The 12636-nt window shown below is 72.4% G+C and carries 10 protein-coding genes; 8 read left to right on the top strand and 2 right to left on the bottom strand.

Features of this window, described 5'->3' with window-relative positions; all coding sequences use genetic code 11:
• Positions 1 to 177: 177 nt before the first annotated feature.
• From AC4BDD_RS05070 to AC4BDD_RS05040, 7 genes are all read left to right on the top strand, one after another.
• Complete coding sequence (locus tag AC4BDD_RS05070) at positions 178 to 1116, top strand: dihydrodipicolinate synthase family protein (RefSeq protein WP_490689753.1); 939 nt, start codon at positions 178 to 180, stop codon at positions 1114 to 1116.
• Positions 1113 to 2651 carry a sialate:H+ symport family MFS transporter gene (locus tag AC4BDD_RS05065; protein WP_490689752.1) on the top strand — a complete coding sequence of 513 codons (1539 nt, stop codon included), beginning with the start codon at positions 1113 to 1115 and terminating at the stop codon, positions 2649 to 2651. Before AC4BDD_RS05070 ends, AC4BDD_RS05065 begins: the two co-directional genes overlap by 4 nt.
• Positions 2652 to 2680: 29 nt before the next feature.
• The gene (locus AC4BDD_RS05060) at positions 2681 to 3058 is read left to right on the top strand and encodes an MmcQ/YjbR family DNA-binding protein (RefSeq protein ID WP_490689751.1); all 378 of its coding nucleotides are present in this window, start codon (positions 2681 to 2683) and stop codon (positions 3056 to 3058) included.
• A 164-nt stretch (positions 3059 to 3222) separates the two neighbouring features.
• Entirely contained in the window at positions 3223 to 4407 is a 1185-nt protein-coding gene (locus AC4BDD_RS05055) for a CaiB/BaiF CoA transferase family protein (RefSeq protein WP_490689750.1), read from the top strand.
• Positions 4404 to 5546: an acyl-CoA dehydrogenase family protein gene (locus tag AC4BDD_RS05050; protein WP_490689749.1), complete on the top strand. Its 1143-nt coding sequence runs from the start codon at positions 4404 to 4406 to the stop codon at positions 5544 to 5546. Before AC4BDD_RS05055 ends, AC4BDD_RS05050 begins: the two co-directional genes overlap by 4 nt.
• A 17-nt stretch (positions 5547 to 5563) precedes the next feature.
• Positions 5564 to 6778 (top strand): acetyl-CoA C-acetyltransferase, encoded by a 1215-nt coding sequence (locus AC4BDD_RS05045; RefSeq protein WP_490689748.1) that lies wholly within the window; start codon positions 5564 to 5566, stop codon positions 6776 to 6778.
• Positions 6779 to 6896: 118 nt separating this feature from the next.
• A complete protein-coding gene (locus AC4BDD_RS05040) occupies positions 6897 to 9089 on the top strand; it encodes a 3-hydroxyacyl-CoA dehydrogenase NAD-binding domain-containing protein (RefSeq protein ID WP_490689747.1) in 2193 nt (730 codons plus the stop codon).
• Between the two features lie 61 nt (positions 9090 to 9150).
• On the opposite strand, the gene AC4BDD_RS05035 is transcribed toward AC4BDD_RS05040, so the two are convergent.
• Positions 9151 to 9870, bottom strand: a complete 720-nt coding sequence (locus AC4BDD_RS05035; protein WP_490689746.1) for a MerR family transcriptional regulator — start codon at positions 9868 to 9870, stop codon at positions 9151 to 9153.
• Between the two features lie 108 nt (positions 9871 to 9978).
• Between AC4BDD_RS05035 and AC4BDD_RS05030 the strand changes: the two genes are divergently transcribed.
• A complete protein-coding gene (locus AC4BDD_RS05030) occupies positions 9979 to 10848 on the top strand; it encodes an oxygenase MpaB family protein (RefSeq protein WP_490689745.1) in 870 nt (289 codons plus the stop codon).
• 194 nt (positions 10849 to 11042) lie between these two features.
• On the opposite strand, the gene AC4BDD_RS05025 is transcribed toward AC4BDD_RS05030, so the two are convergent.
• Positions 11043 to 12542, bottom strand: a complete 1500-nt coding sequence (locus AC4BDD_RS05025) for a M1 family metallopeptidase (RefSeq protein ID WP_490689744.1) — start codon at positions 12540 to 12542, stop codon at positions 11043 to 11045.
• Between the last annotated feature and the right edge of the window lie 94 nt (positions 12543 to 12636).

The raw sequence follows: 12636 nt of genomic DNA, 5'->3' as shown, positions 1-12636 counted from the left end.
CAGGTCCCTTCCGCAGGGTCGCCGCCAGGGGTCGGGCGAGCGTACTCATCGGTAGTTTCGCCGGTCAATGCGACACGTGCCGGCCAGGCGCCCTTGACAGGCTGCTGACACTGCGACAGATTGCGCCACACATAGGATGTCCCATGTCTGATTTGACCGCCGAAAGCGGGGTATCCGATGCGTCTTCCGGCTCCCCTCACCGGGGTCGTCCCGCCGGTGTGCACCCCGCTGACCCCCTCGGGCGACATCGACACCCGCTCCCTGACCGCGCTGGTGGAACGGCTGATCGCCGCGGGCGTCAGCGGCCTGTTCGCGCTCGGCTCCACCGGTGAGGCCGCCTACCTCGACGACGGCCGGCGGCAGGCCGTGCTGGCGACGGTCTGTCAGGTGGCCGCGGGCCGCGTACCGGTGCTCGCCGGAGTGATCGACATGACGACGGCACGGGTCCTGGACCATGCCCGCGCCGCGGTCCGGGCCGGTGTGGACGCCCTGGTGGCCACCGCCCCCTTCTACACCCGCACCCACCCCGCCGAGATCGCCGACCACTTCCGGCGCGTCCGGGGCGGTGTGGACCTGCCGCTCCTCGCCTACGACATGCCCGCCTCGGTACACAGCAAGCTCGGGCCCCAGGTGCTGCTGCCCCTGATCGAGGACGGCACGCTGGCCGGGCTCAAGGACAGCAGCGGCGACGACGGATCGCTGCGCCGCCTGCTGGTGGCCCTGCGCCGGCTGCCCGCGAGCGACGGCTTCTCGGTGCTGACCGGCTCCGAACTCGCCGTCGACGGCGCGCTGCTGGCCGGGGTGCACGGCGTCGTGCCCGGCCTGGGCAACGTCGATCCGGAGGGCTATGTGCGGCTCTACCGGCACGCCCGGGCCGGCCGCTGGCGCCAGGCCGCCGCCGAGCAGGACCGGCTCGCCGCCCTCTTCGCGCTCACCGAGACCGGCGATCCGGCCACCATGGGCGGCAGCTCCTCGGCGCTCGGCGGGTTCAAGGCCGCGCTGCACCTGCTCGGCGTCATCGACTGCCCGGCCACCGCCGCCCCGCAGCGACCGCTCGATGAGTCCGCGCGCGCGTCGGTACGGCGGTTGCTGCGCGAAGCGGGCCTGCCGGCATGACCGGATCCGACGCGACCGAGGCACCTGTCGCAACCGGCGCGACGATCCGCTGGTACCGGCAGGTGTCGGGCAGCCAGTGGAAGGCGATGTTCGCCGCCTGGGTCGGCTATCTGCTCGACGGCTTCGACTTCGTGCTGATCACGCTGGTGCTGACCGAGATCGCCGAGGAGTTCGACCTCAGCACGGCAGCGGCCGCGAGCCTGGTCTCCGGAGCCTTCATCACCCGTTGGCTGGGCGGCGGGCTGCTGGGCGCGCTGGGCGACCGGTACGGCCGCAAGCCCGCCATGATCGCCAGCATCCTCCTCTACTCGCTGGGCACCTTCGCCTGCGGCTGCGCGTGGAACCACACCAGCCTCTTCGCGGCCCGGCTGCTGGTGGGCATGGGGATGGCGGGGGAGTACAGCGCCAGCGCCACCTACGTCCTGGAGAGCTGGCCGGTCCGGCTGCGCAATCGCGCCTCCGGCTTCCTGATCTCCGGTTACGCGGGCGGCACCATCCTCGCCGCCGAGCTCTACAAGTGGGTCGTCCCCCACTGGGGCTGGCGCTGGATGTTCTGGATCGGCGTGGCCCCGGTGCTGGTCGCTCTCTGGGCGCGCCGGGCGCTGCCGGAGGCCGGGGAGTGGAGCGCCGAGGCGGCCGCCCGGCAGGCCCGCCCCCGATCCGAGGGGCTCACGCGGCGGCTGTTCGCCGGCCGGGTCCGCGGCTGCGTCAACACGGTGCTCGCCGCGGCGGCGAGCACCGCGCTGTTCTGCGTGTTCACCCCGCTGGGCGAGGGGCTGCGCCGGCCGCTGGCGCTGCTGGCCGCCGGCGCGCTCCTCGCCTTCGCCGCGCAACTGGGCGGCCGCCGCGGCTGGGTGCTGTACGTCGCGCTGATATCCACCGTCTTCTGCGCCTTCCTCGCCAGCTGGCCGATCCAGGCGCTGCTGCCCACCTACCTCAAGACCGAACTGGGCTACCAGCCCTCCGAGGTCACCGATGCGATGACCTACGCCGGCTTCGGGACGATGGCCGGCTGCTGGCTCGCCGGGTTCGCCGGCGACCGGATCGGCACCCGGCGCGCGTACGCCTTCGCCCTGCTGTCCTCGCTCGCCTTCGTCTTCCCCGTCTTCGCCGTCCAGGACTCGCTGGTGGGCCTCGGGGTGCTGCTGTTCTTCCTGCTCGCGCTGGGGCAGGGCGTCTCGGGCATCCTGCCGAGGTACCTCGCGGGGCATTTCCCGACCGAGCACCGGGCCGCCTCGCTCGGCTTCGTCTACAACACCGGGGCGCTGGGTGGTGCCGTCGCCCCGGTGCTCGGTGCCGAAATGGCCGAGACCATGTCGCTGGGGCGGGCGCTGGCGGTGCTCACCTTCGGGCTCACCCTGGTGGTGGCCGTCCTGGTCGGAGCGGACGTGCCGCGCCGGCTCGCCCGGCTGGCCGACCCCGCGGCGGCGGCCGACCGCCTGCTGCCGGACGGCCATCCGGGCTCCGCCGGGCGGCCGTTGTCAGTGCCCGGGGATAGCGTGGAAGACCGATCAGTGACCGAAGGCCGCCCCTGACCGGGCAGGCGCACGCCCCCGGAGGACCGATGACCGCGACGTCAGACCCGCTCGCCGTGCGGGAGAGGGTGCGCGCCTTCGCGCTGAGCCTGCCGGGAGCCGTCGAGGAGTTCCCCTGGGGCCAGAGCGTCGTCAAGGTCAACAAGAAGATCTTCGTCTTCCTGGGCGCCGAGGAGGGCACCGATCCGCCCGGCGTCACCATGAAGCTCACGGACGAGGCGGCGCACGCGCACGCCATGGCCGCCCCCGGCGCCCGCCCCACCGGGTACGGGCTGGGCAGGGCCGGCTGGGTGTCGGTGCCGCTGGGCGAGGGCGCGCCCCCGGCCGACCTGCTCTGCGACTGGGTCGAGGAGAGCTACCGGGTGATCGCTCCGAAGAAGCTGATAGCCCGGCTCGACGCCGGCTGATCCGACGCCCCGCCGCCCCTGGCTCCCCGCGGTTCGGCCGCCGGACCGCCGGCGGTCAGCGGACGTCGCTGCCGGCCTGCCCCCATCGGGGGCTTGTGCAAAGTGGAACACGTTCTTAGCATCCGTGGTGTTACAGCATTACTGTCACAAGGGCTGGGGGCTGGATGGCGGCGACAGGACACGGCCCGCTGGCCGGGGTGCGGGTGGTGGAGCTGGCGGGGATCGGGCCGGGCCCGTTCGCCGCGATGCTGCTGGCCGACCTCGGGGCGGATGTCGTCCGCGTCGACCGGCCCGGCGGTGCCGGGCTGCGGATCGACCCGGACCGCGACCTCACCAACCGCAACAAGCGCTCGGTGCTGCTGGACCTGAAGTCGCCGGACGGGGTCGCCGCCGTGCTCGACCTGATCGAGCGCGCCGACATCCTCATCGAAGGCAACCGCCCCGGGGTCGCCGAGCGGCTCGGCGTCGGCCCGCGGGAGGCTCTGGCGCGCAACCCCGCGCTGGTCTACGGCCGGATGACCGGCTGGGGCCAGGACGGCCCGCTGGCCGGCACCGCCGGACACGACATCGGGTACATCGCGATCACCGGCGCCCTGTCCATGATCGGCTCATCGGCGCAGGAGCCGCCCGCCGTCCCGGCCAATCTCCTCGGCGACTACGCCGGCGGCTCGCTCTATCTGGTCATCGGCGTCCTCGCCGCCCTCCAGCACGCCCGGGCCACCGGGGCCGGGCAGGTCGTGGACGCCGCCATCGTGGACGGCACCGCGCATCTGACCGCGATGATCCACGGCATGATGGCGGCCGGCGGCTGGCAGGACCGGCGCGGCGCCAACCTCCTCGACGGCGGCGCCCCCTTCTACGGCACATACCGGACCGCGGACGGCGGCTATATGGCGGTCGGCGCCCTGGAGCGGAAGTTCTACGCCGAGTTCATCCGGCTGCTGGGCATCGAGGACGCGGTGCCGGCCCGGGAGGACTTCGACCGCTGGGGCGAGCTGCGCGCCGCGGTCGCGGCCCGCTTCCTGACGCGCACCCGGGACGAGTGGACGGCCGTCTTCGACGGCTCGGACGCCTGTGTCTCCCCGGTGCTCTCGCTGCGCGAGGCCCCCGGCCACCCCCACCTGGCCGCCCGGTCGACCTTTGTCGACCACGCCGGGATCACCCAGCCCGCGCCCGCCCCGCGCTTCAGCGCCACCCCCACCGGGGTCCACCGGCCGCCGGCCCGCCCCGGCGCGGACGCCGCCGCGATCGCCGCCGACTGGGGCGTACCCGGGCTGACCACCCAGCCGCACACCGGCACGGACACCCATACGGACAGCCACACGGACACCGGGGAGACCGAAGCGTGAAGCGCGACCTGTTCACCGCCGAGCACGATGCCTTCCGGCAGGCCGTCCGCACCTTCCTGGAGAAGGAGGTGCTGCCGCACCACGAGCGGTGGGAGCGGGAGGGGATCGTGGACCGCGCCGCCTGGCTGGCGGCCGGCCGCCAGGGCCTGCTCGGCCCGGCTGTGCCCGAGGAGTACGGCGGCGGCGGGGCCGACGACTTCCGGTGGAACGCGGTGATCGCCGAGGAGTTCGCCCGAGCCGGTGTCTCCGGGCTCGCCGTCCCGCTGCACAACGACGTCATCGGCCCCTACCTCACCTCGCTCGCCACCGACGAGCAGAAGCGCCGCTGGCTACCCGGCTTCTGCTCCGGCGAGATCATCACCGCGATAGCGATGACCGAGCCGGGCGCCGGCTCCGATCTGCAGGGCATCCGCACCACCGCCGAGGACCAGGGCGACCACTGGCTGCTCAACGGGTCCAAGACCTTCATCTCCAACGGCATCCTCGCCGACCTCGTCATCGTCGTCGCCAGGACCACCCCCGAGGGCGGGGCGCGCGGCCTGAGCCTGCTCGTCGTGGAGCGCTCCATGGCGGGCTTCGAGCGCGGCCGGAACCTCGACAAGATCGGCCAGAAGGCCCAGGACACCGCCGAGTTGTTCTTCCACGACGTGAAGGTGCCCAAGGAGAACCTGCTCGGCGAGCTCGACGGCGGCTTCGTCCACCTGATGAACAACCTCGCCCAGGAGCGGCTGAGCATCGCGACCGTCGCGGCGGCCGCCGCGACGCGCCTACTGGAGATCACAACCGGTTATGTGAAGGAGCGCGAGGCGTTCGGCCGGCCGCTCGCCAAGCTCCAGCACATCCGCTTCGAGATCGCCGAGATGGCCACCGAGTGCGCGGTGACCCGCACCTTCGTGGACCGCTGCATCGCCGAGCACGCGGCCGGCGGACTGGACGCGGTGCACGCCTCGATGGCCAAGTGGTGGGCGACCGAGCTGCAGAAGCGGGTCGCCGACCGCTGCCTGCAACTCCACGGCGGCTACGGCTACATGTCCGAATACCCGGTGGCCAAGGCTTTCACCGACGGCCGCATCCAGACCATCTACGGCGGGACCACCGAGATCATGAAGGAGATCATCGGCCGTTCCCTGCTGTCCTGACGTGAAGGGCTCTCCAAGTGACCACCGAAGCGTATGTGTACGACGCCATCCGCACCCCGCGCGGGCGCGGCAAGGCAGGCGGCTCGCTGCACGGCACCAAGCCCATCGACCTGGTGGTGGGCCTCATCCACGAGCTGCGTGACCGCCTGCCGTCGGTCGACCCGGCCGCCATCGACGACATCGTGCTCGGCGTCGTCAGCCCCATCGGCGACCAGGGCTCGGACATCGCCAAGATCGCCGCACTCGCCGCCGGGCTGCCCGACTCGGTCGCCGGGGTCCAGGAGAACCGCTTCTGCGCCTCCGGCCTGGAGGCGGTCAACCTCGCCGCCGCCAAGGTCCGTTCCGGCTGGGAGGACCTGGTGCTGGCGGGCGGCGTGGAGTCGATGTCGCGGGTGCCGATGGGGTCCGACGGCGGCGCCTGGTTCGCCGACCCGATGACCGCCTACGAGACCGGGTTCGTCCCGCAGGGCATCGGCGCCGACCTGATCGCCACCATCGAGGGCTTCTCCCGGCACGACGTCGACGCCTACGCCGCCCTCTCCCAGGAGCGCGCCGCCCACGCCTGGAAGGACGGCCGCTTCGACCGGTCGATCGTCCCGGTCCGCGACCGCTCCGGCCTGGTCGTCCTCGACCGCGACGAGCACATCCGGCCGGGCACCACCGTGGAGACCCTGGCCGGCCTCAAGCCGTCCTTCGCGGCGATCGGCGAGGCCGGCGGCTTCGACGCCGTGGCGCTGCAGAAGTACCACTGGGTCGAGGCCATCGACCACGTCCACCACGCCGGCAACTCCTCCGGCCTGGTGGACGGCGCGGCGCTGGTCGCCATCGGCAGCGCGGAGACCGGCGAGCGCTTCGGGCTCACCCCGCGCGCCCGGATCGTCTCCGCCGCGGTCACCGGCTCGGAGCCCACCATCATGCTCACCGGCCCCGCCCCGGCCTGCCGCAAGGCGCTCGCCAAGGCCGGACTGACCATCGACGACATCGACCTGGTCGAGATCAACGAGGCGTTCGCCGCCGTGGTGCTGCGCTTCGCCCGGGACATGGGCCTGAGCCTGGACAAGATCAACGTCAATGGCGGCGCGATCGCCATGGGCCACCCGCTGGGCGCCACCGGCGCCATGATCCTCGGCACGCTCGTCGACGAGCTGGAGCGCCAGGACAAGCGCTTCGGCCTGGTGACGCTGTGCGTGGGCGGCGGCATGGGCATCGCGACGGTGGTCGAGCGCCTGTAAGCAGGTGCCCCCGCACCGTCACCTCCGGCACACCCGGCAGCCCGTTCGTCCTCAAGCTCCCCCTACGCCCTGCGGGCGTGAGGGGACCCCAGGACAGGCTTGATTTTGGAGACTTCACATGAGCGAGACCCCCGCCAGCGCGGCTTCGACCATCCGCTGGGAGCAGGACGAGACCGGAGTGGTCACCCTCGTCCTGGACGACCCGAACCAGTCCGCCAACACCATGAACGCCGACTTCATGGCGTCCCTGGAAGCCGTGGCCGACCGGGCCGAGGCCGAGCGGGACACCATCCGCGGCATCATCGTCACCTCCGCCAAGAAGACCTTCTTCGCGGGCGGCGACCTGCGCGACATGATCAGGATCGGCCCGGACGAGGCCCAGCTCGCCTTCGACGCGGGCATGGGCGTCAAGCGCGACCTGCGCCGCATCGAGACCCTCGGCAAGCCCGTGGTCGCCGCGATCAACGGCGCGGCGCTGGGCGGCGGTTACGAGATCGCGCTCGCCTGCCACCACCGCGTCGCCCTCGATGCCCCGCACTCCAAGATCGGCCTGCCCGAGGTCAGCCTCGGTCTGCTGCCGGCCGGCGGCGGAGTGGTGCGCACCGTGCGTCTGCTGGGCATCACCGACGCCCTGCTCAAGGTGCTGCTCCAGGGCCGCCAGTACGCCCCGCAACGCGCCCTCGCCGAGGGCCTGGTGCACGAGGTCGCGGCCACCGAGGAGGAGCTGCTGGCCAAGGCCCGCGCCTTCATCGACGCCCACCCCGAATCCCGGCAGCCCTGGGACGTCAAGGGCTACAAGATCCCCGGCGGCACCCCCGCGCACCCCAAGTTCGCCGCCAACCTCCCCGCCTTCCCCGCCAACCTGCGCAAGCAGCTGGCCGGCGCCCCCTACCCGGCGCCGCGCAACATCCTGGCCGCCGCCGTGGAGAGCTCCCAGGTCGACTTCGAGACCGCGCAGGCCATCGAGGCCCGCTACTTCACCGAGCTGGTCACCGGCCAGACCGCGAAGAACATGATCCAGGCGTTCTTCTTCGACCTCCAGGCGGTCAACTCCGGCGCCAACCGGCCCCGTGGCATCGAGCCGCGCCGCGTCCGCAAGGTCGCCGTGCTGGGCGCCGGGATGATGGGCGCGGGCATCGCCTACTCCTGCGCCCGGGCCGGCATCGAGGTCGTCCTCAAGGACGTGTCCGAGGAAGCCGCCGCCAAGGGCAGGGAGTACTCCGCGCGGCTGCTCGCCAAGGCGCTGGCCAAGGGCCGTACGACCGAGGCGGAGCGGGACGCGCTGCTGGCCCGGATCACCCCGACCGCCGACCCGCAGGACCTGGCCGGCTGCGACGCCGTCATCGAGGCGGTCTTCGAGGATCCGGCGCTCAAGCAGAAGGTGTTCCAGGAGATCCAGGGCATCGTGGCGCCGGACGCGCTGCTGTGCTCCAACACCTCCACCCTGCCGATCAGCCTGCTGGCCGAAGGGGTCGAGCGGCAGGCGGACTTCATCGGGCTGCACTTCTTCTCGCCCGTCGACAAGATGCCGCTGGTGGAGATCATCAAGGGCGTGGCGACCGGCGAGGAGGCGCTGGCCCGCGCCTTCGACCTGGTCCGCCAGATCCGCAAGACCCCGATCGTGGTGAACGACTCGCGCGGCTTCTTCACCTCGCGCGTGATCGGCCAGTTCATCAACGAGGGCGTGGCGATGGTGGGGGAGGGGATCGACCCCGTCTCCATCGAGCAGGCCGCCGCCCAGGCCGGTTACCCCGCCAAGGTGCTCTCGCTGCTGGACGAGCTGACCCTCACCCTGCCGCGCAAGATCCGCGAGGAGTCCCGCCAGGCCGTCGAGGCGGCGGGCGGCACCTGGACCCCGCACCCCGGGGACGCGGTCATCGACCGGATGGTCGACGAGTTCGGCCGCCCCGGGCGCAGCGGAGGCGCCGGCTTCTACGACTACGACGAGGCGACCGGCAAGCGGACCGCGCTCTGGCCCGGGCTGCGGGAGCACTTCACCAGGGAGGGCACCACCATCCCCTTCCGGGACATGCAGGAACGGATGCTGTTCGCCGAGGCCATCGACACCGTCCGGCTGCTGGAGGAGGGCGTGCTGACCTCGGTCGCGGACGCCAACATCGGCTCCATCATGGGCATCGGCTTCCCCGGCTGGACCGGCGGCGTCCTGCAGTACATCAACGGCTACGACAACGGGCTGCCCGGCTTCGTGGCCCGCGCCCGCGAGCTCCAGGCCGCCTACGGCGACCGGTTCGCGCCGCCGAGGCTGCTGCTCGACAAGGCCGCCGCGGGCAGTACGTTCAGCGACGAGTGATCCCGCGGGGAGCTGCGGGCCCGGTCAGCCCCTGGCGGTCGGGCCAGGCCTCGCGGTCCGGTCAGGCCTCGCGGTCGGGGCCGCCCTCGCCGAACCAGGCCCGCAGCTCCTCCTTCATCGACCGCTGGAAGGCGATCACCAGAGCCTGCACCACCAGCGGCTGCATATGCGCCGACAGCGACTTGATCGCGGCCGGCTCCTCGCCGCCCACCTCGTTGCGGAAGAGCCGGGTGAGCTCCCGGGCGGCCGATCTGGTGTGCTCGGTGACGACGGCGTGGGCGGCCAGGACGGAGTCCATGGCGATCGGCACATCGAGCAGCCGCAGCCCCAGGTGGAGAATGGCCGGGTCGGTGCGGAAGACATCCGGATCCTCGGTGCGGCGCAGCACCGACATCGCCGCCAGCCCGTCGATGTCCTGGTCCGACAGCTCCCGCCCGGCCCGGCGGCCCAGCTGGGCGCGGGTGATCTCCTCCGGCGCGTCCGGCGCCCAGGAGGCCACCAGGGCGCGGTGCAGGGCGAGCTCGGTGGCGCTCAGGCCCTCGGGCAGCTGCTCCAGATAGCGCTCGATGGCGGCCAGCGTCATGCCGTGGTGCTGCAACTCCTCGATCAGCGCCAGCCGGGACAGATGCTCCGGCCCGTAGCGGCCCACCCGGCGGGGGCCGATCTCCGGCGGCGGCAGCAGGCCGCGGGTGCTGTAGAAACGCACCGTGCGGACGGTCACGCCGGCACGTGCGGCGAGTTCGTCGACGGTGAGCGTCGGATCCCCGGTCTCGCTGGTCATCGGCCGTGCCTCACTCTTTCGAACCGCGCTCCTTCAGGTTCAACAGTATTGCTGTCTCAGCGGCACTGTGAAACCCCGGCGGCGCCCGGCGGGCGGGACAATGGAGCCATGGGGACCGAGCACGCCCCGGGCGTCGGGTCCGTCCCGCCCGCCCGGGTGCCCCGCCCCGGAGGCCCGGCTCAGCGGTACTTCGGCGACTCCCGATGCCTGCTGGTGGCCCCGGAACTGCTGCTGCTCCAGGTCGCCCATCCGGTGGTCGGCACCGGCGTCGACCAGCACTCCGCCTACCGGAGCTCGCCGTGGCCGCGTCTGTGGCACACCATGCTCTCGCTCAGCACCATGGTCTACGGCGGGCGGTCCGCGGCCGTCGCGGAGGCCGCGCGCCTGCGCGAGCTGCACACGGCCATCACCGGCCTGGACGCCGAGGGCCGCCGCTACCGGGCCCTGGACCCGGAACCCTGGCACTGGGTGCACGCGACCCTGGTGCAGGGCGCCGTCGACGCCCACCGCCTCTACGGCACCCCGCTGCCCGACCCGCTCACCGAGGCGTACTACCGCGAGATGCGCGACCTCGGCCGGATCTGGGGCATGACGGACCAGCAGCTGCCGCCCGACTGGCCCGCGTTCCGCGCGTACTACGACACGATGGTCGAACAGCGGCTGGCAGCCAACCCGGCGGTCGGCGCCCTCCTGGAGATGTTCCGGCACCCGGCCCGCCCGGCGGTGTGGTGGCTGCCGCCGCCGCTGTGGCGGCCGGTCGCCGACGTGCTGGGCCGCGGCATCCTGCTGGTCACCACGGGCGCGCTGCCGCCGGTGCTGCGGACGCGCTTCGGCCTGGACTGGTCGCCGCGCCGGGCCCGCGCCCTGCGCCGCTTCGCCGCGGTGGTCCGCGTCGCCTTCGCGCTGACCCCGCCGCCGCTGCGCACCGCGCTGCCCCGGATGCTGGCCCGCCGGCACACCCGCCACCCGCCGGCCTGACCCCGGGCGGCCAGGCGCCGGCCGTCGGCCGCGACGCTCCCCCAGCTAACTCCCCCGGACTCCGTCCGGGGGTACCCCCAGGAGGTGCCCCCAGGCGCCCGCCGGTGACCGGGACGAGGTCCGGTCATCGGCGGGCGCCGCGAGAACCACCGCTTGGGCGCTGACCCTCAGCAGTGCCGATCAGCGGTCGCCGATCAGTGGCCGTCGTGGTGATCGTGGATCGTGTTGGTGGCCGCGATCTTCTTCCACGACTTCGGCTTGGCCGGCTTGGCCTTGGCCGTGAACGAGGCCTGCCGGGCCGCCGGGGCCGTGGGCTTCGACGGGGTGAACAGCCAGGTGTCGAAGAGCTCCGCGAGCGGCTTGCCGGTGGCCTTCTCGGCGAAGGTCACGAAGTCCTGGACCGAGGCGTTGCCGTAGCGCTTGGCCGTCGGCCAGTCCTTCAGCAGCGCGAAGAACGCCTTGTCACCTATCTCGTTGCGCAGGGCCTGGAGGGCCAGCGCGCCCCGGTCGTACACCGCGAGGTGGAACTGGTTCTCCGGACCGGGGTCTCCCGGCTTGACGGTCCAGAAGGCGTCGTCGGCCGGGTGCTGGGCGTAGACGAAGTCCGCCAGCTCCTGCGCGGTGCCCTCGCCCTCCTTCTCCGACCACAGCCACTGGGAGTAGCGGGCGAAGCCCTCGTTCACCCAGATGTCCCGCCAGTCCTTCACCGACACGCTGTCGCCGTACCACTGGTGCGCCAGCTCGTGTACGACGACGGAGACGTTGGAGCCGCCTCCGAACTGCCGGGGGCTGTAGAACGGCCGGGTCTGGGTCTCCAGGGCGTACCCGGTCTTGACGTTCGGCACATAGCCGCCGAGCGCGGTGAAGGGGTACGGGCCGAACACCTCGGTCAGCCAGTCGGCGACCTCGGCGGTCCGCTCGATGCTGGCCCGCGCGGCGCCCGCGTTCTCGCCCAGGTCCTTGCTGTAGGCGTTGACGACCGGCAGCCCGCCCGGGGTGGTGTCCGTGGTGACGTCGAACTTGCCGACCGCCAGCGTGGCCAGGTAGCTGGCCTGCGGCTTGCTGGAGCGCCAGTTGTAGCGCGTCCAGCCGGCGGTCGAACGGGTCGACTGCAGCGTGCCGTTGCTGATCGCCTGGTTGCCGTCCGGCACCGCCACCGAGATGTCGTAGGTGGCCTTGTCCAGCGGGTGGTCGTTGCTGGGGAACCACCACGAGGCGGAATCCGGCTCGTTGGCCGCCACCCCGCCGTCCGGGGTGCGCAGCCAGGCGGAGTAGCCGCCGACCTGGACCTCGGACGGCGTGCCGTGGTAGCGCACCACCACGGTGAACGGCTTGCCGGAGTCCAGCACCTGAGCCGGTGTGATCTCCAGCTCGTGGTCGCCGGTCGCCTTGAACTTCGCCTTCCTTCCGCCCACCAGCACCGAGTCGACATCGAGGGCGAAGTCGAGGTTGAAGCGCGACAGGTCCTGCTTGGCGGAGGCGAGGATGGTCGCCGTGCCCTCCAGCCGGTCCGTCGTCGGCTGGTACTTCAGACGCAGGTCGTAATGGGATACGTCGTACCCGCCGTTGCCGCTGGTGGGGTAGTAGGAGTCCCCGAGGCCGGGGGCGCCCGGCGAGGGCTCGGCCGCCGATGCCGGGATCGCCAGCACCATGCAGGCTGCGGCCGCTGTCGGGACGAGGAGTCTGTGACGCACGAGTCCTCCAACTCGTAGGGGAGAACGATCAGAAACGATCACTCGGGACTCTATGTACTCATCAGCCCCAACGGCATGTCCATGGCCTTATCTG

The organism is Streptomyces sp. JLBT605 (assembly GCF_058215555.1).
Note: the sequence above shows the minus strand (reverse complement) of the source record. Positions and strands in the feature narration are given on the sequence as shown.

What these genes read in the sequence shown, in the direction of transcription:
- AC4BDD_RS05070 (WP_490689753.1), top strand. Translation starts at nt 178, where the DNA reads ATGCGTCTTCCGGCTCCCCTCACCGGGGTCGTCCCGCCGGTGTGCACC.
- AC4BDD_RS05040 (WP_490689747.1), top strand. Translation starts at nt 6,897, where the DNA reads ATGAGCGAGACCCCCGCCAGCGCGGCTTCGACCATCCGCTGGGAGCAG.
- AC4BDD_RS05030 (WP_490689745.1), top strand. Translation starts at nt 9,979, where the DNA reads ATGGGGACCGAGCACGCCCCGGGCGTCGGGTCCGTCCCGCCCGCCCGG.
- AC4BDD_RS05065 (WP_490689752.1), top strand. Translation starts at nt 1,113, where the DNA reads ATGACCGGATCCGACGCGACCGAGGCACCTGTCGCAACCGGCGCGACG.
- AC4BDD_RS05035 (WP_490689746.1), bottom strand. Translation starts at nt 9,870, where the DNA reads ATGACCAGCGAGACCGGGGATCCGACGCTCACCGTCGACGAACTCGCC.
- AC4BDD_RS05055 (WP_490689750.1), top strand. Translation starts at nt 3,223, where the DNA reads ATGGCGGCGACAGGACACGGCCCGCTGGCCGGGGTGCGGGTGGTGGAG.
- AC4BDD_RS05060 (WP_490689751.1), top strand. Translation starts at nt 2,681, where the DNA reads ATGACCGCGACGTCAGACCCGCTCGCCGTGCGGGAGAGGGTGCGCGCC.